This is a genomic window from Salipiger marinus, from assembly GCF_035481585.1.
GTDB lineage: Bacteria > Pseudomonadota > Alphaproteobacteria > Rhodobacterales > Rhodobacteraceae > Salipiger > Salipiger marinus.
In genome coordinates this window covers 49,285-65,326 of sequence record NZ_JAYKSL010000017.1, presented here as the reverse complement: position 1 = coordinate 65,326, position 16,042 = coordinate 49,285, and the positions used below count along the sequence as shown (strand labels likewise).

Annotated in this window: 16 protein-coding genes; 12 read left to right on the top strand and 4 right to left on the bottom strand. The window is 69.5% G+C overall.

Annotated features, from left to right (window positions below):
- The first annotated feature begins 21 nt into the window (after positions 1–21).
- From VK682_RS19640 to VK682_RS19630, 3 genes are all read left to right on the top strand, one after another.
- A complete protein-coding gene (locus VK682_RS19640) occupies positions 22–1,080 on the top strand; it encodes a dipeptidase (protein WP_324782434.1) in 1,059 nt (352 codons plus the stop codon).
- 114 nt (positions 1,081–1,194) lie between these two features.
- Positions 1,195–2,109, top strand: coding sequence for a dihydrodipicolinate synthase family protein (locus VK682_RS19635; protein ID WP_230794459.1), 915 nt, complete (start codon positions 1,195–1,197; stop codon positions 2,107–2,109).
- Positions 2,110–2,125: 16 nt separating this feature from the next.
- Positions 2,126–2,764: a GntR family transcriptional regulator gene (locus VK682_RS19630; protein WP_089848055.1), complete on the top strand. Its 639-nt coding sequence runs from the start codon at positions 2,126–2,128 to the stop codon at positions 2,762–2,764.
- 97 nt (positions 2,765–2,861) lie between these two features.
- Here VK682_RS19630 and VK682_RS19625 read toward each other — a convergent pair whose 3' ends face one another.
- Both VK682_RS19625 and VK682_RS19620 read right to left on the bottom strand, forming a co-directional pair.
- Positions 2,862–3,890: an LLM class flavin-dependent oxidoreductase gene (locus VK682_RS19625; protein WP_230794458.1), complete on the bottom strand. Its 1,029-nt coding sequence runs from the start codon at positions 3,888–3,890 to the stop codon at positions 2,862–2,864.
- Between the two features lie 124 nt (positions 3,891–4,014).
- Positions 4,015–6,012, bottom strand: a complete 1,998-nt coding sequence (locus VK682_RS19620) for a TonB-dependent receptor domain-containing protein (RefSeq protein WP_230794457.1) — start codon at positions 6,010–6,012, stop codon at positions 4,015–4,017.
- A 238-nt stretch (positions 6,013–6,250) separates the two neighbouring features.
- Between VK682_RS19620 and VK682_RS19615 the strand changes: the two genes are divergently transcribed.
- The 4 genes from VK682_RS19615 to VK682_RS19600 are packed head-to-tail and all read left to right on the top strand — an operon-like array spanning position 6,251 to position 10,026.
- Positions 6,251–7,303 (top strand): hemin-degrading factor, encoded by a 1,053-nt coding sequence (locus VK682_RS19615; protein ID WP_230794451.1) that lies wholly within the window; start codon positions 6,251–6,253, stop codon positions 7,301–7,303.
- The gene (locus VK682_RS19610; protein WP_230794449.1) at positions 7,300–8,169 is read left to right on the top strand and encodes a heme/hemin ABC transporter substrate-binding protein; all 870 of its coding nucleotides are present in this window, start codon (positions 7,300–7,302) and stop codon (positions 8,167–8,169) included. Before VK682_RS19615 ends, VK682_RS19610 begins: the two co-directional genes overlap by 4 nt.
- Before the next feature lie 3 nt (positions 8,170–8,172).
- Positions 8,173–9,237, top strand: coding sequence for a FecCD family ABC transporter permease (locus tag VK682_RS19605; RefSeq protein WP_324782433.1), 1,065 nt, complete (start codon positions 8,173–8,175; stop codon positions 9,235–9,237).
- A gap of 3 nt (positions 9,238–9,240) precedes the next feature.
- On the top strand, positions 9,241–10,026 hold the full coding sequence (locus VK682_RS19600) for a heme ABC transporter ATP-binding protein (RefSeq protein WP_230794446.1): 786 nt from the start codon (positions 9,241–9,243) through the stop codon (positions 10,024–10,026).
- A 96-nt stretch (positions 10,027–10,122) separates the two neighbouring features.
- On the opposite strand, the gene VK682_RS19595 is transcribed toward VK682_RS19600, so the two are convergent.
- Positions 10,123–11,451: an ATP-binding protein gene (locus VK682_RS19595; protein WP_230794444.1), complete on the bottom strand. Its 1,329-nt coding sequence runs from the start codon at positions 11,449–11,451 to the stop codon at positions 10,123–10,125.
- Between the two features lie 3 nt (positions 11,452–11,454).
- The gene (locus tag VK682_RS19590; protein ID WP_089848069.1) at positions 11,455–12,117 is read right to left on the bottom strand and encodes a response regulator; all 663 of its coding nucleotides are present in this window, start codon (positions 12,115–12,117) and stop codon (positions 11,455–11,457) included.
- A 172-nt stretch (positions 12,118–12,289) separates the two neighbouring features.
- Between VK682_RS19590 and VK682_RS19585 the strand changes: the two genes are divergently transcribed.
- The 5 genes from VK682_RS19585 (at position 12,290) to VK682_RS19565 (ending at position 15,976) form a co-directional block, all read left to right on the top strand.
- Positions 12,290–13,081 carry a L,D-transpeptidase gene (locus VK682_RS19585; protein WP_089848071.1) on the top strand — a complete coding sequence of 264 codons (792 nt, stop codon included), beginning with the start codon at positions 12,290–12,292 and terminating at the stop codon, positions 13,079–13,081.
- A 140-nt stretch (positions 13,082–13,221) separates the two neighbouring features.
- The gene (locus VK682_RS19580) at positions 13,222–13,770 is read left to right on the top strand and encodes a L,D-transpeptidase (protein WP_230794443.1); all 549 of its coding nucleotides are present in this window, start codon (positions 13,222–13,224) and stop codon (positions 13,768–13,770) included.
- Between the two features lie 103 nt (positions 13,771–13,873).
- Positions 13,874–14,332, top strand: coding sequence for a MarR family winged helix-turn-helix transcriptional regulator (locus VK682_RS19575; RefSeq protein WP_230794441.1), 459 nt, complete (start codon positions 13,874–13,876; stop codon positions 14,330–14,332).
- A complete protein-coding gene (locus VK682_RS19570) occupies positions 14,329–15,027 on the top strand; it encodes an HAD family hydrolase (protein ID WP_230794440.1) in 699 nt (232 codons plus the stop codon). The genes VK682_RS19575 and VK682_RS19570 overlap by 4 nt, the downstream gene beginning before the upstream one ends.
- Positions 15,014–15,976 carry a sugar-binding transcriptional regulator gene (locus VK682_RS19565; protein ID WP_089848079.1) on the top strand — a complete coding sequence of 321 codons (963 nt, stop codon included), beginning with the start codon at positions 15,014–15,016 and terminating at the stop codon, positions 15,974–15,976. Before VK682_RS19570 ends, VK682_RS19565 begins: the two co-directional genes overlap by 14 nt.
- The last annotated feature ends 66 nt before the right edge of the window (positions 15,977–16,042 follow it).

Below are 16,042 nucleotides of genomic sequence, written 5' to 3'. Positions count from 1 at the left end.
CATTTTCTGAAAGGCTCCGCCATGACCCGACCCACGCCCCCGATCCTTGACGGCCATAACGATCTGATCCTGCGGCTGATGCGCGGCCATGTCAGCGCGGCGCAGGTGGCAGCGGGCGGCGCGGGCGGCCATATCGACCTGCCGCGCGCCCGTGCCGGAGGCTGGGCAGGCGGCATGTTCGCGGTCTTCGTGCCCGATCCCGGCCCGCGGGCGGCAGTGCCGGTGGGCGACATGACCGCCGCCAGCTATGACGTGCCGCTGCCGCCGATGCTGCCGCAGGACATGGCGCGGCAGGCGACATGGGAGGGCGTCGCCGCCTTCGAGGCGCTGGCGGCAGCGGGCGTGCTGGTGCCCTGCACCACCGCCGCCGCGCTGGAGGCGGCGCTGGACGGCCCCGCGCTGGCCGGTGTGCTGCATCTGGAAGGCGCCGAGGCCATCGGCCCCGATCTGGCAGAGCTGGAGGCGCTGCATGCGCGCGGGCTGCGCTCGCTCGGGCCGGTCTGGTCGCGGCCCACGATCTTTGGCCATGGCGTGCCGTTCCGCTTTCCCGCCAGCCCCGATACCGGACCGGGCCTGACCGAGGCGGGGCAGCGGCTGGTGCGCGCCTGCAACCGGCTGGGCATCCTGATCGACCTGTCGCATCTCAACGAGGCCGGGTTCGACGATGTGGCGCGGCTTTCGGAGGCGCCGCTGGTCGCCACCCATTCCAACGCATGGGCGGTGACCCCGCACAGCCGCAACCTGACCGACCGCCAGCTGCGCCGGATCGCCGAAAGCGACGGCATGGTGGGGATCAACTTCGCCACCGGCTTCCTGCGCCCCGACGGGCGGATGGATCCCGACACGCAGCTCGACAGCCTGCTGCGCCATCTCGACCACCTGCTGAACCTGCTGGGCGAAGACCGGGTGGGCTTCGGTTCGGATTTCGACGGGGCGGTGGTGCCACATGCCATCGGCGACTGCGCGGGCCTGCCCGCCCTGCGCGCGGCGCTGCGCAGCCACGGGGTCGATGCGGCGCTGATGGAAAAGCTGTGCTACCGCAACTGGCTGCGGGTGCTGCGCCAGACATGGGGCGGCTGAGGCGCGCTGCGGCAGCCCGGGCGGCAGGACGCGCGGCAGCGGCAAGTCACCGCTTGCAAATTCACCGTCAACACGCCAACATGTCAGTCGTTCATCTAAAGTCCGGAGACTGAAATGCCGATCCCGTCCCCCGCCGCGCCCGACCTGTCCGCAGCCCCGCGCGCCCATCTTTTCGGGGTATCCGCCGCCATGGTCACCCCCTTCACCGCCGAGGGTGCGGTGGATCTGGCCCGTCTTGCCCCTCATGCCGCGCGGGTCATGGCCGAAGGCGCGGATGGCATCACGCTCTATGGCACCACCGGTGAGGGCGCCTCGCTGGGTCAGGCCGACCGCAAGGCGATGCTGGACTGCGTGCTGGATGCCGGTGTCGCCGCCGACCGTCTGACCGCCGCCATCGTCGCCTGCGATCTGGAGACCGCAGAGGCGCAGGCCCGTGCCGCGCAGGCGCGGGGCGTGACGCGCCTGCTGCTGACCCCGCCGTTCTATTTCAAGGGCATCGCCGAGGACGCGCTCTTCGACTGGGTGCAGGCCTTCGTGCGCCGCCTGCGCGATACCGAGCTGCAGATCATCCTCTATCACATCCCGCAGGTCACCGGCGTGCATTTCGACGCGCCGCTGATCCGCCGGATCAAGGATGCCTGCGGTGCGGCGATCTTCGGCGTCAAGGACAGCGCGGGCAGCTGGGACCATACCGCGCCGCTGCTGCCCATGGACGATCTGGCGATCCTGATTGGCGACGAACGCCTGCTGGCACGCGCGGCCCCGCTGGGCGGCGCGGGCGCGATCAGCGGCATGGGCAACCTGATGCCGCAGGTGATCGGCGCGCTGATCCGCGAAGGCCAGACCAACCCCGCGCTCAACGCGCTGGTGGACGAGATCGTGACCGTGCCGGTCACGCCGCTGGTCAAGGGGCTGGTGGGCGCCGTGGCCGGGGATGACGGCTGGCGGCACACCCGCGCGCCGCTGCAGCCCGCAAGCGCTTCGGTCATTGCGGCGCTGGCCCCGAAAGTGCAGGCTCAGCGCGGCTGACCCAAAGGAGACCCGGATGACGCTGCGCGATCAGGCCTATGAGACCTTCACCGAACAGCTGCTGTCGCGGCAGATCTCGCTGGGGCAGTTCGTCTCCCAGCGGGAACTGGTGAAGCTGACGGGCATGCCGCTTGGCGCCATCCGCGAAATGATCCCGCGGCTGGAGGCGGACGGGCTGATCCGCACCGTCCCCAACCGCGGGCTGCAGATCCTGCAGGTCGACATGGGCCTGATCCGCAACGCCTTCCAGCTGCGCCTGCTGCTGGAGCGCGAGGCGGTGCGCAACTTCGTCACCGCAGCCCCGGAGGCGGAACTGGCCGAGCTGCGCGAGCGCCATCTGGTCATCCGCGCCACAGCCCGGCAGGGCGTGACCCCGGACCTGCTGGCCGAGGCGCAGGCGATGGACTGGAACATGCATGACCGCATGATCGACGCGCTGGACAATGACCTGATCTCCGGCATCTACCGCATCAATTCGATCAAGATCCGGCTGATCCGCAACGAAGACACCCGGATGCTGCCGGAACTGGTGGTCTCGGTCATGGACGAACATCTGGCCCTGATCGAGGCGCTGGCCGCGCGCGATCCCGCCGCCGCCGATGCGGCGCTGGTGGCGCATCTGACCAGTGCCAAGCAGCGCGCCGTCCGCCTCTGACGCAAGGTTATCGCTGCCGCTTCATCTTGCCCCTGAACTCCGGGGGTGAATTGGCCGCAGGCCAAGAGGGGGCAGCGCCCCCTCCCGCCCGCGCCGCTCAGCCCGCCTTGCGCAGTTCGGGCGCCACTTTCGTGCCCAGAAGCTCGATGGCCTTCAGCATCTCGGCATGCTCGATCTGGCCAATGGCCATCTGGATCGTCACCCGGTCAAAGCCCAGATCCTCGCGCAGGCTCAGGATCTTGTCCACCAGCTGCGCCGGCGAGCCCACGAACATCGCGCCTTCGGGGCCGGTGCCCGCGTCGAACTGCGCGCGGCTCTGCGGACCCCAGCCGCGTTCGCGCCCGATCTGGTCCATCACCTCTTTCTGCGCCGGAAAGAACAGATCGGCGGCGCGGCGGCTGTCCTCGGCCACAAATCCGTGCACGTTCATCGACACCCGCGCCTGCGCGGCATGGCCGGTCTCGGCAGCGGCGCGGCGGTAAAGATCGGCCAGCGGGGCAAAGCGGCGCGGCTCGCCGCCGATGATGGCCAGCGCCAGCGGCAGGCCCAGCCCCCCCGCGCGCACCATGCTCTGCGGCGTGCCCCCGGCGGCGATCCAGACCGGCAGCCGCCCGTTGACCGGGCGCGGCCAGACGCCTGCGCGGTCCACTTTCGGCGTGAACTGCGTGCCGGGCCAGCGCAGCAGCTCGTGATCGTTGATCGCCAGCAGCATCGCCAGCTTTTCCTCGAAGAGCTCGTTGTAATCGTTAAGGTCATAGCCAAACAGCGGGAAGCTTTCGATGAAGCTGCCGCGCCCCACCATCAACTCGGCCCGACCGCCCGACAGCCCGTCCAGCGTGGCGAACTGCTGAAACACCCGGATCGGATCGTCCGAGCTCAGCACTGTGACCGCCGAACTGAGCCTGATGGATTTTGTGCTGCGCGCCGCCGCCGCCAGCACCGTGGCGGGCGAGGAAATGGCGTAATTCGGCCGGTGATGCTCGCCCAGCCCGAACACGTCCAGCCCGACCTGATCCGCCAGTTCGATTTCCTCGATCAGCCGGCTGAGGCGGGTCGGTGCATCCACCATCTCGCCGGTCACCGGATTCCGGCCCACATCGCCGAAGGTGTAAAGCCCAAGTTCCATGGCCGTCTCCTTGTCCGTGCGCCGCCCCCGCAATCAGGGCGCGGCCTTTGACGCCAACCTAACCCTGGCACCGGCAGGAACCAGCCCCCGCGCCTGCACAGTCGCTGTGCGCGGGGGCCAAGGGTCAGAAAGTGCGCGCCAGCGTCAGCTTGAAGGTGCGCCCGGCGGCGTTGTTTTCCGACAGATGCTGGCGATACTCGCGGTCAAAGGCGTTTTCGAGACCAAAGCGGATCTCGCTGCCCGCCAGCGCGCCCGCCTGCGGGGACCATGTGGCGCGCAGGTTGTGCACGGCATAACCGGGCGTCGGCGTGGTCCAGTCGTCCATATCCGCCGCCGCGACCATCTCCCAGCTGGTGTCCAGCTCCTCGCCCCAGCGTTTGCCCAGCGACAGGCGCAGCGTGTCGGCGGGGATGCCCTGAAAATCATCGCCCGAGGATCTGCCGCTGGCATAGCCCTGCCCGCGCATCGCATTGGCCGCCAGATCGACATAAAGCCCGCCCGCAAGGCTGTAGGCCGCTTCCAGTTCCAGCCCCTGCAGATGCACCCGGTCGAGCCCGGAATAGGAGGTCACGTCCCAGACCCGCGTGTCATAGGCGTTGAGCTTGACCGCAAGACTGTCCCCCGCCGCAACAAGGCTGGTGCGGTCATAGGAAAAGCCCAGCTCGTAGGTTTCGGCTTTTTCCGACTGCTCCATATAGGCCACGGTGCCAAGATCGTCGAGAATCGGCAGGTTCTCGGTATAGCTGCCGCTGCCGAACACCGCCCAGCCAGTGCCGAAGGCATAGCGCAGCGTGACCCCGCCCATCACCGCATCACTGTCGAAACTGTCATAGCCATCGCCGCCGATGCGCTGCTGTTCGTAGCGCAGCGCGGGCGTCACGGTCCAGCTTTTGCCAATGCGGATGTCATCCACCGCAAACAGCGCCCACCGCCAGTCCGTGCCGCCGCTGGCAGAGGCGTCGGGATTGTCGGCGCGGATCTTGCGGATGCGCTCCAGCCCCACGCGCAGATCATGCGACGCGCCCCCTGTATCGAACAGTGCCTGATTTTTCAGCGTGAACTTGGTGGTGCGGTAGCGGTTGTCGGCATCCCCCAGCGCCCGCACCGTCGGCTCGGATGGCGTGCCCTCCAGCGGCGAAGATCCCTCGACATAGCTGCTGTCGATGTCCTGATCGGCATGGGACAGCTGCGCCGTCAGGTTGATGAGGTCGGTCCCCGGCGCGTCGAAGCCATAGGTCAGCACCGCCGTGCGGCTGCGCACCCGCCGGTCGACATTGCCGAAACTGTCGGTGGCCACCGCGCGGCTGTTATAGGGCACGTCCAGTTCCTCGCTTTCGGTATCGGCCAGCGACAGGCTCAGATACTGGTTGCGGGCCGCGCCAAAGGTGTATTTCCCCTTCAGCGCCCATGACGGCAGCGTGGATCCGTCGCTGGTGATGTCATCGCCTGCCCCGTCCACCGGCACGCCATAGCTGCGCCATGTGTAATTGCCCAGAAGCTCGAACTCCCGGGTCGGCTGCCATGCAAGGATGGTGGAACTGACGCCCTCATCGCCGTTGGAGCTGTATTGCAGGGTCTGGCGCAGCTTCACCCCCGGCGCCCCGCCGGTAAAATCCGACGCGTCCTTGGTCTCGAGCTTCACCAGACCGCCGATCATGCCCGATCCGTATTCGAACGTGTCCGCGCTGCCGCGCACCACGGTGACTTGCTTGTAAAGCTCGGGGTCGGTGTAAAGCTGGGTGCCGATGCGATAAAGCTCCTCGGCTCCGACGCTGGCGCCATCGACGATGATCCCGACCTTCTGGTCGGATCCATAGGCGCTGTTGGCCCCAAAGCCGCGGATGTTGATGCCCGATCCGGAGGGGCTGGAGCCGTTGATGAGGCTGACACCGGGCACGGAATCGATCAGATCCGCGATGGTGGAGGCCTGCCGGTCCTCGATTTCCTCCTGATCCACCACGGTCTGCGCGGTGGCGGTGCCGGTCTGCACCTCGCGTTTGGACCGGGGCAGCAGCACGGTGCCCAGATCCAGCGCATCCTGCCCGAACACGGGCTGCGCAGGCAGGACAAGGGAAAGCGCCGCGCCGCAAAGCAGCCCGGCACGTAGGGAAAAGGTGGTCATGGGTGGTCCCTTCGCTGAGACGAGAGAAGGTTGCTCGCTGGGACGCTGGCGGCCTGCCATTGGGGTTAAGGAGGCTGTGGCCCCCGCCGCCGCAATCCGGCGGCAGGAGACGCTTGCATCGCTTAGGATAACTGAGTATTTAAGTCAACTATACGTTGGCACGTATCACGCTCCAGCCAGTCCCCGCTCCCTCGGGTCAGCCAGATGCCTCCGCTTCATGCAGGGACAGGAGACAGACATGGCCCCCGCCACCGCCCTTACGGCAGACCAGATTCGCGCCGCCCGCCGCGACGCCCCCACCCCGCGCGCCCGTGATTTCGCCGAAAGTCTGGGACTGGCCGAAGCCCAGCTTCTGGCCGCGCATCAGGGCCATGGCGCCACCCGCATCACCGCCCATCCCGACCGGCTCATGCCCGCCGTGGAAGGTCTGGGCGAGGTGATGGCGCTGACCCGCATGGCAGGCTGCGTGCATGAAAAGATCGGGCGTTACGGCAATTACCAGTCGGGCGATCATGCCTGCATGGTGCTGAACGGCGCGATCGACCTGCGCCTCTTTCCGCGCCACTGGGTGCATGGCTTCGCCGTCGAAGAGATGACCGACACAGGCCCGCGCCGGTCGCTGCAGGTGTTCGATGCCGCAGGTGACGCGGTGCACAAAATCCACCTGCGCGACCGCTCCGACCATACGGCATGGGCCGGGCTGGTGGCAGAGCTTGCCCTGTCCGATGCACCAGACACGCTGGTTCCCGATGCCCGCGCCGCCCCCGAAGCGGCGAAGCTGCGCCCCGACCGGGCCGAGGATCTGCGCACCGGCTGGGACCGGCTGACCGACACCCACCAGTTCCTGATGATGGTGGCGCGGCTGAAGATGAACCGCCTTGGCGCCTATCGCCTTGCCGGCGCCCCCTATGCCCGCGCGCTGGCCCCTTCGGCCATGGCCCCGCTGCTGGACCGGCTGGCGCAGAGCGCCCTGCCCGTCATGATCTTTGTCGGCAATCCCGGCTGCATCCAGATCCATTCCGGCCCGATCCGGCGCGTCGAAGGGATGGGGTCATGGCTCAACGTGCTGGATCCGGGGTTCAACCTGCATCTGCGCGGCGATCACGTGGCCGAACTTTGGGAGGTGCACAAACCCACCCGACGCGGCCCCGTCACCTCGGTCGAGGCGTTCGATGCGCAGGGCCGCATCCTGTGCCAGATCTTCGGCACCCACAAACCGCAGGACCGCATGGCGGAATTTGCCGATCTGGTCGCAGGCCTGCCCGCCCGCGCCGCAGAGGTGCCCGCATGATCCCCCGCGTCACGCCGCTGATGTGGCTGCAGATGCTGCTCTGCGGCGCGCTGCTGGGGCTGTTCGCCGCCGCCCTGCGCGCCGAACCGGCAGAGCGCATCGTGAGCCTTGGCGGCTCGGTCACCGAAATCGTCTATGCCTTGGGGGAAGAGTCGCGGCTGATCGCGCGCGACACTACCTCGAACTATCCCGAAGCGGCGCGCGCCCTGCCCGATGTCGGCTATCTCCGCGCGCTCTCGCCCGAGGGGGTGCTGTCGGTCAACCCGTCGCTGATCCTGACCGAAGAGGGCGCAGGCCCGCCCGAGGCCATGGCGCTGCTGCGCGAGGCCGCCATTCCCGTCATCGAGGTGCCGGACGGGTTTGACGGCGCGGCGGTGCTGGCGAAAATCCGCGCCGTGGCCGACACGCTGGGCGTGCCCGAAAAGGGCGCGGCGCTGGCCGCCGATGTGTCGGCCCAGCTGGCCGAGGCGCAGGCGGCGCTTGGCAAGGCGCCGCCCCGGCGGGTGCTGTTCATCCTGTCGATGCAGGGCGGGCGCATCATGGCCGCAGGGCAGGACACCGCCGCCGAAGGCATCCTGCATCTGGCCGGGGCGCAGAACGCCCTGACCGGCTTCAGCGGTTACAAGCCCGTGACCGACGAGGCGATCCTTGCCGCCGATCCGCAGGTCATCCTGATGATGGACCGCAGCGGCGATCTGGCCATCACCGATGCCATGCTGCGCGCCTCGCCCGCGCTCTCCAGCACCACCGCCGGGCAGACCGGCGCCTTTGTCCGGATGGAGGGCATGGCCCTGCTGGGCTTCGGCCCGCGCCTGCCGCAGACGGTGCGTGCGCTTGCCGCAGCCCTCGCCCGGACGGCGGGCTGAGCCATGGCGGTGCTGGAGGCCGATCCGCCCGCCACGGGCGACCGGCGGCGGCTCGCCCGCCGCGCCACCCTCGCGCTGCTGGTGCTGCTGCTGCTCACCGCTGTGGCCAGCCTGACCGTGGGCGCGGCGGAGGTGTCGCTGAGCGATGCACTGGCCGATCTGCTGGCCGGGCGCGATCTGGATCTGCGCGCCCGCGTCGTGCTCTGGGACATCCGGCTGCCGCGGCTGCTGACGGGCATTCTGGTTGGCGCCGCGCTGGCGGTGTCTGGCGCGGTGCTGCAGGGGCTCTTCCGCAACCCGCTGGCCGATCCGGGGCTGGTGGGCGTCAGCGCGGGCGCGGGGCTGGGCGCCATCACCGCCATCGTGCTGGGCGGGCTGCTGCCGCCCGCGCTTGCCGCCACCGCGGGCCCGTGGCTGGTGCCGGTTGCGGCCTTTGGCGGCGGCTGGGGGGCGGTGCTGCTGCTTTACGCCATGGCGACGCGCGGCGGGCACACCTCGGTCGCAACGCTGCTTCTGGGCGGGATCGCGCTTGGCGCGCTGGCCGGGGCGGTGTCGGGCGTGCTGGTCTACATGGCCGATGACGACCAGCTGCGCGACCTGACCTTCTGGGGCATGGGCTCGCTGGCCGGGGCAAGCTGGACCAAGCTTCTGGCCACCGCGCCGCTGATGGCGCTGGCGCTGCTGGCCGCCCCGTCGCTGGCGCGCGGACTCAACGCGCTGGCGCTTGGCGAGGCCGCCGCCGCCCATATGGGCCTGCCGGTGGAGCGGCTGAAGCGCCACGCCATCCTCACCGTCGCCTGCGCCGTGGGGGCGGCGGTGGCGGTGTCGGGCGGCATCGGTTTTGTCGGGCTCGTGGTGCCGCATCTGCTGCGCCTTGCCACCGGGCCGGACCATCGCGGCCTTCTGGTCAATGCCGCCCTGCTGGGCGCCACGCTGCTGCTGCTGGCCGACGGGATCAGCCGCATCCTGATCGCCCCCGCCGAACTGCCCATCGGCATCGTCACGGCGGTGATGGGGGCGCCGGTGTTTCTGGCGATCCTGCTGCGCCGCCGCCTGCCGGAGGTCTAGACCATGCTGCAGATCCGCGACCTGCAGGTGAACCTTGGCCGCCGCGCCGTGCTGCGCGGCGTCACCCTCACCGCCCGGCCCGGCAGGCTGACCGCCATCTGCGGCCCCAACGGCTCGGGCAAGACCACGCTGCTGCGCGCCGCCTGTGGCGATCTGGCCTATCGCGGCCAGATCCGCCTGCAGGGCGCCGAGGTGGCCACCACCCCCGGCCCGCAGCGGGCGGCCTGCCGCGCGGTTCTGGCGCAGAGCACGGCGCTGGCCTTTCCCTTCACCGTGGCCGAGGTGGTGCGGCTGGGGCAAAGCTTTGGCCCCGCTGCGGGCGGGCCGGATCTGACCGCGCGGGCGCTGGCGCGGGTCGGGCTGCAGGGCTACGGGCCCCGGCTTTATCCGGAGCTTTCGGGCGGCGAACAGCAGCGCGTGCAGCTGGCCCGCGTGCTGACACAGGTCTGGGATCCCGTCGCCCATGGCGTCCCGCGCTGGCTGTTTCTGGACGAACCCGTCTCCAGCCTCGACATCGCGCATCAGCTGCAGATCATGCAGATCGCGCGCGATTATGCCGATGCGGGCGGCGGCGTGGTGGCGGTGATGCACGATCTCAACCTCACCGCGATGTTCGCCGACAAGATCGCGCTTCTGGCGCAGGGACAGCTTCTGGCCATGGGCCCGCCCGCAAGCGTGCTGCGCGACGACCTGCTTGGCCGCGCCTATGGCTGCAACCTGCGGGTGTCGACCCCGCCCGCACAGGGCCCCTACCTGCTGCCGCAATCCGCGCGCGCCCCAGCCCGCTGACCCCGCCCTTCTTCTTGGCAAAAATATCCCGGGGGAGTCCGCCACAGGCGGACGGGGGCAGCGCCCCCTCTTCCAACGCCCCTGCCCAAACACATCTCAGCCCGGCAGATGCAGCTCCGCCCGCTGGCCATGGCCCGGCAGCGCGGCGGGCAGCACCAGCGCGCCGCCCAGCCGTTCCATGGCGACATCGGCAATGGCAAGGCCAAGCCCGCTGCCCTGCCCCGCAGCGCCGGGGCCGCGCAGGAACCGTTCGGTGGCGCGCGCGCGCAGCGGCGCAGGCATGCCCGGCCCCTCGTCCTGCACCAGCAGCACGGCGCCCTGCTGCCAGACCCGCACCACACCGCCCCCGGGCGAGGCGAGCACGGCATTTTCCACCAGATTGCGCAGCGCCGCCTGCAGCAGGAACGGGCTCGACCGCAGCGCCAGCGGCGCGTGATCCAGCCGCATGTCGAAGGACACGCCGCGCGCCTCGGCCAAGGGGGCAAGCCCCGCGCAGATCTCCTCGCCCAGACGGTGCGGCACCACCTCGCCCGGGGCGGGTGCGGCACGGTCCACCGCCGCCAGTTCCAGCATCTGCCGCACCAGACGGTCGGTGCGGTCCACCGAGGTCTCGATGGCGCGCAGCGCCCGGTCGCGCACCGCCCCGTCCTGCGCCATGCGGGCAATCTGCGCCTGCATCCGCAGCCCGGCCAGCGGCGTCTTCAGCTCATGCGCGGCAAAGGCGGTAAAATCGCGCTCCGCCTCGCGCGCCTTGGCCAGCCGGGCAAAAAGCCCGTCCAGCGCGCGCTGCACGGGGCGGATCTCGGCGGGCACCTCGCCCTGCGGCAGCGGCCCGGTTTCTGACGGATCGCGGGCGCGCAGGCTGCCCGCCAGCCGGTCCAGCGGCGCCAGCCCCTGCCCGACACTGACCCAGATCAGCCCGGCCAGCAGCGGCAGCACCACCGCCAGCGGCACCAGCAGCCCGTCGCGCACATCCGCCACCAGCCCTTCGCGCACGGTCAGGCTGTCGCCCACCATGACCCGCACGCCAAGCGCCTCGTTCTGCACGGTAAAGACGCGCCAGCGCTCGCCGCCGACGGACGATTCGGAATAGCCCGGCTCCGCCGCCCCGGTCAGTTCGCTGTCGGGGGCCCCTTCGGACCGGCCCACCAGCGTGCCCTGCAGCGACCAGATCTGGCAGGAGAGCTGGTGCTGATACTCGGGATGCGGCTGCAGCGGCACCGCCACCGGCGCGCCGCCCTCGGCCATGGCGATGCGCCGGTCCGACAGCAGCGAGGACACCATGCGCGCCGCCTCGGCCAGCCGGGCATCCAGCACCCGCTGCACCTCGGCGCGGGTGGAGCGTTCGATCCAGACCACGGCGGAGGTCCAGACGAGGCCCGTCGCCAGCACGAGGATCAGGAACAGGCGCAGCCGCAGCGACATGGGCTATCCTTCCGCCGCGACGCGATAGCCAAGGCCCCGCACCGTTTCGATGAAGGCGCGGCCCAGCTTGGCGCGCAGATGATGCACATGCACCTCGACCGCGTTGCTTTCCACCTCTTCCTGCCAGCCATAAAGCCGCTCCTCCAGCGCGGATTTGGACAGGATCTGCCCCGGACGCTCCATCAGCGCGTGCAGCACGGCAAATTCGCGGCGGCTGAAGGCCAGATCGCGGCCATCAAGCCTGCCGGTCATGCGCGCCGGATCCAGATCAAGCCCGTTCCAGCGCAGCAGCGCTGTGGGGCGGCCCTCGGCGCGGCGCAGGATGGCGCGCAGCCGGGCCGCCAGTTCCTCCAGATCGAAGGGCTTGCCCAGATAGTCATCCGCCCCGCCATCCAGCCCCTGCACCCGGTCGCGCAGCTGGTCGCGCGCGGTCAGCACCAGAACCGGCAGCGCCGAGCCTGCCCGGCGGAGTTCCGCCAACAGATCCAGCCCCGACCCGTCGGGCAGCATCACGTCCAGCACCATGCCCTCGAAGGCGCAATCGGCCAATGCCGCACGGGCATCGGCCAGCGTGCCCACCGGATCGGCGGTAAATCCCTGCAGGCCAAGCCCGACGCTCAGTCCCTCGGAAAGCACAGGGTCGTCCTCGACTATCAGGATTCGCATTGTTCCTCCTTGAACCTCGCCGGTGAAAGGTGAACCTTAAGGCTCTCTTAAGCCAGCTACACCAGCGGGTATCCATGACATCCTGCCCCGTCCCAGTTTTCCCCGCAGCCCTGCGGCTGCCCAGACGACGCGACGCGCGGCGCCCTGTCCCCTCAACTCACGGAACTTCCGCATGACTTTTGCCTATCGCCTTCGCCGCCCCGTGCGAGCCGCGCTGTCCCTTGCCGCCCTCTGCGCGCTGCAGGCCTGCGCCACGCTGGAGGCGGCGCTGCCCCCCGACACGCCCGGCGCCATCTCCGAAGAGACGCGCATGATGTATGCGTCGGTCGAAGATAACGGCATCACCGTTCCCGCCATCGAAGACAAATACCTGACCGAAGACCGCAAGCGGCAAGTGGTGGATTACTGGACCGACGAGAAGCCGGGCACCATCATCGTCGATCCCGGCGCGCGCTGGCTCTATCACGTGATGGAGGACAACAAGGCCATGCGGTATGCCGTGGCCGTGGGCGCCGAGGGTCTGGGCTTTTCCGGCACGGCCACGGTGCAGATCAAGCGCGACTGGCCCTACTGGACGCCGACGCAGAACATGATCCGCCGCGATCCGGAAACCTATGGCCCGGTGCGCAACGGCCTGCCGGGCGGGCTGGAAAACCCGCTGGGGGCGCGGGCGCTTTATCTGTTCCGGGGCGGGCGCGACACGCTTTACCGCATCCACGGCACGCCGTCGCCCTGGACCGTGGGCCATGCCACGTCTTCGGGCTGCATCCGCATGTTCAATCAGGATTCCATCTATCTGGCCGAACAGGTGGCCAAGGGCACCAAGGTGATCGTGCGTCCCGCCGCCGATGCGGGCACCGGCACCGTGCCGCCGGGCACGCCGCTGCCCGAACAGCCCGCGCCGCAGCCCATGGCCGAGGCGCCCACCGGCACCGCCCCGCTGCCCGAAGAGGACGCGGCGTAACCCGTTCCCCGGGCGGCTTCCTCCGCCGCCCTGGGCGGCTTCTTTCGCCGCCCGGGGTGGCCCAAAGGGTTAAGGTTGCGTTAAGCCACGCCTGATCTGGGGACAGTCCAAGGGGATCCGTCCCCGGGAAAGGAGAGCAGATGACCAACCGTTTGACCCGTCGCGCCGCTCTGGGCGGCCTTGCCGGAACCATGGCGCTGGCGGCGCCGGGGCTTGCCCTTGCGCAGTCCCGCCGCAACACCTCCAGCTTCAGCATGCAGGACTGGCGCGATCATTTCGACACTCTCGGCAAGGCCACGCTGGTGGCCGACACCGCGTCGCGCGCGCTGCATTTCTGGTCCGCAGATGGCAGCGATTACCGGATTTACCCCACCTCGGTGCCGATTTCCGAAGAGCTGACCAAGCGTGGCTATACCAGCATCGTGCGCAAGAAGGTTGGCCCGTCCTGGACCCCCACCGCGTCGCAGATGGAACGCTATCCCGACTGGAAGCCGATCCCGCCGGGGCCGGAAAATCCGCTGGGCACCCATGCCATGTATCTGAGCTGGCCCGCCTATATCATCCACGGCACCCATGACACGCGCAAGATCGGGCGGCCCTCGTCGGATGGCTGCATCGGCCTTTATAACGAGAAGATCGAAGAGCTTTATGCGCTCTGCCCGATCGGCACGCAGGTCCGGGTGATCTGAGCCGCCCGCGCGCCGGGACAGTGACCCCGGCGCGCCCCCCACTCAGGAACGGGCTTGCACCCTGCCATGGCTGCGGGCGATATGGCGCAAAAGGGAGCGCCAGATGACCGATGCCAAGGGTCCGGCCCTGACCGAGTTCGATCTCGGGGCCTTTACGCCCTACCGCATTGCGGTGGCGGCACAACGCACCAGCGAAGAGCTGGCGCGGCAGTTCCGAGCGCGCTTCGGCATCACCATTCCCGAATGGCGCGTGCTGGCGCATCTGGCCCATGCGGGCGCCTCGGTTTCGGTGCGCGACATCGAAGAACACGCCGCCATGGAGAAATCCAAGGTCAGCCGCGCCGCCTCGCGGCTGGAGGCGTCGGGCCATATCGTCAAGCGGATGAACGAAACCGACCGGCGGCTGGTGCGGCTGGAACTGACCACCGCAGGCTGCGCGCTGGTGGAGGATCTGCTGCCCATTGCCCTTGCCTATCAGCAGGAGATCGAGACGCGGCTGGCCGAGGGTTTTGCCGCCTTTGAACAGGGGCTGACCCGGCTGCTGCAGGAGCCGCAGGCATGACCGCGCCCGTCCGGCTGGTGCTGTTCGACATGGACGGCGTCGTGGTCGACAGCGAGATCATCTCGCTGCGGATGCTGATGGCGGAACTGGCCCAGCACGGGGTCACGGTGGATCTGCCCTATGTAGCGCGACATTTTCTGGGCCGCAGCTATCCGGTGGTGCTGGCGCAGATCCGCCGCGATTTCGGCATCGCCCTGCCCATTGGGTTCGAGGCGGATTACCGCGCCCGGCTTTTTGCCGCCTTCGCCGCAGAGGGGCTGCGCGCCATGCCGCATCTGGCCGCGCTGCTGCCGCGCCTTGCCGTGCCCTATGCGCTGGCCACCAGTTCCAGCCCGGCGCGGGTGGCGGAATCGCTGCGGCTGACCGGGCTTGCGGCGGCTTTTGCGGGCCGCATCTCCACCGCGTCGGAAGTGGCGCGCGGCAAGCCCGCGCCCGATCTGCCGCTGCTGGCCGCCGCCCGCGCCGGGGTCGCCCCCCGTCACTGCCTGCTGATCGAGGATTCGCTGGCGGGGATCGCCGCCGGGCTCGCGGCGGGCATGCAGGTCTGGCAGTTCACCGGCGGCAGCCATCTGCAGGGCATGGATCTGCCCGAGGATCCGGAGATCGTGCCGCATCGCCGCTTCGCCTCCTTCGCCGATCTGCCCGCGCTCTGCCCGCAGATCCTGTCCCCGGAGCCCGCCCATGGCCCAGCGTAACACCGATGACAGCGATGTGCCGCCGCGCGATCTGGCGGCGCGGGCGGCGTGGCTTTACTATGTGGGCGGGCTGCGTCAGGACCAGATCGCCGAGGATCTGGGCATCTCGCGCCAGCGCGCGCAGCGGCTGGTGGCCCGCGCCGTGGCCGAGGGGCTGGTGCGGGTGCGCATCGACCATCCCATCGCCGAATGTCTGGAACTGGAACGCGCGCTGCGCCGCCGCTTCGGGCTGACGCAGGCGCGGGTCGCGCCGCGCGCCGGGGCCTCGCAGGACGCGCTGCGCGCCATCGCCTCCTTTGCCGCGCCCGAACTGGAACGGATCTTTGCGCAGGACACACCGCAGCTGATCGCGCTTGGCACCGGGCGGACGCTGCGCGCGGTGGTCGAGCAGATGCAGACCGTGCCGGGCGGGCATCACCGCATGGTGTCGCTGATCGGCAACGTCTCCCCCGACGGCTCCGCCTCGTTCTACGAGGTCATCATGCGCATCGCCGACAAGACCGGCGCGCCGCATTATCCCATGGCCGCCCCGGTGACCGCGCGCAGCCCCGCCGAGCTTGAGACCTACCGCGCGCTGCCGCATGTGGTCAGCGCGCGCGATCTGGCGCTGCGGGCCGATGTGACGGTGGTGGGGATCGGGCAGATGGCCGATGACGCGCCGCTGTTCGTCGACGGCTTCATCAGCGCCGAACAGCTGGCCAGCGTGCAGGCGGCGGGGGCTGCGGGCGAAATCGGCGGCCATATCTTTGATTCGCAGGGTCGCTATCTGGATCACCCCGTCAACCGTTTCATGGTCGGCGTCCGCGTGCCGCAGAATGCCAACCCGGTCATCTGCATCGCGGGCGGCGCCAGCAAGATCAAGCCCTTGCGCGCAGCCCTCGAAGGGCGGCTGATGCAGGGGCTGATCACCGACGAAGTCACCGCCGCAGAACTTCTCAGCACGTCCTGAGCGCGTCGCCGTCAAATCAGGCTTGACAGAGTCGCGTCTTGATGTGAGCATTTGCCCATCACGCGA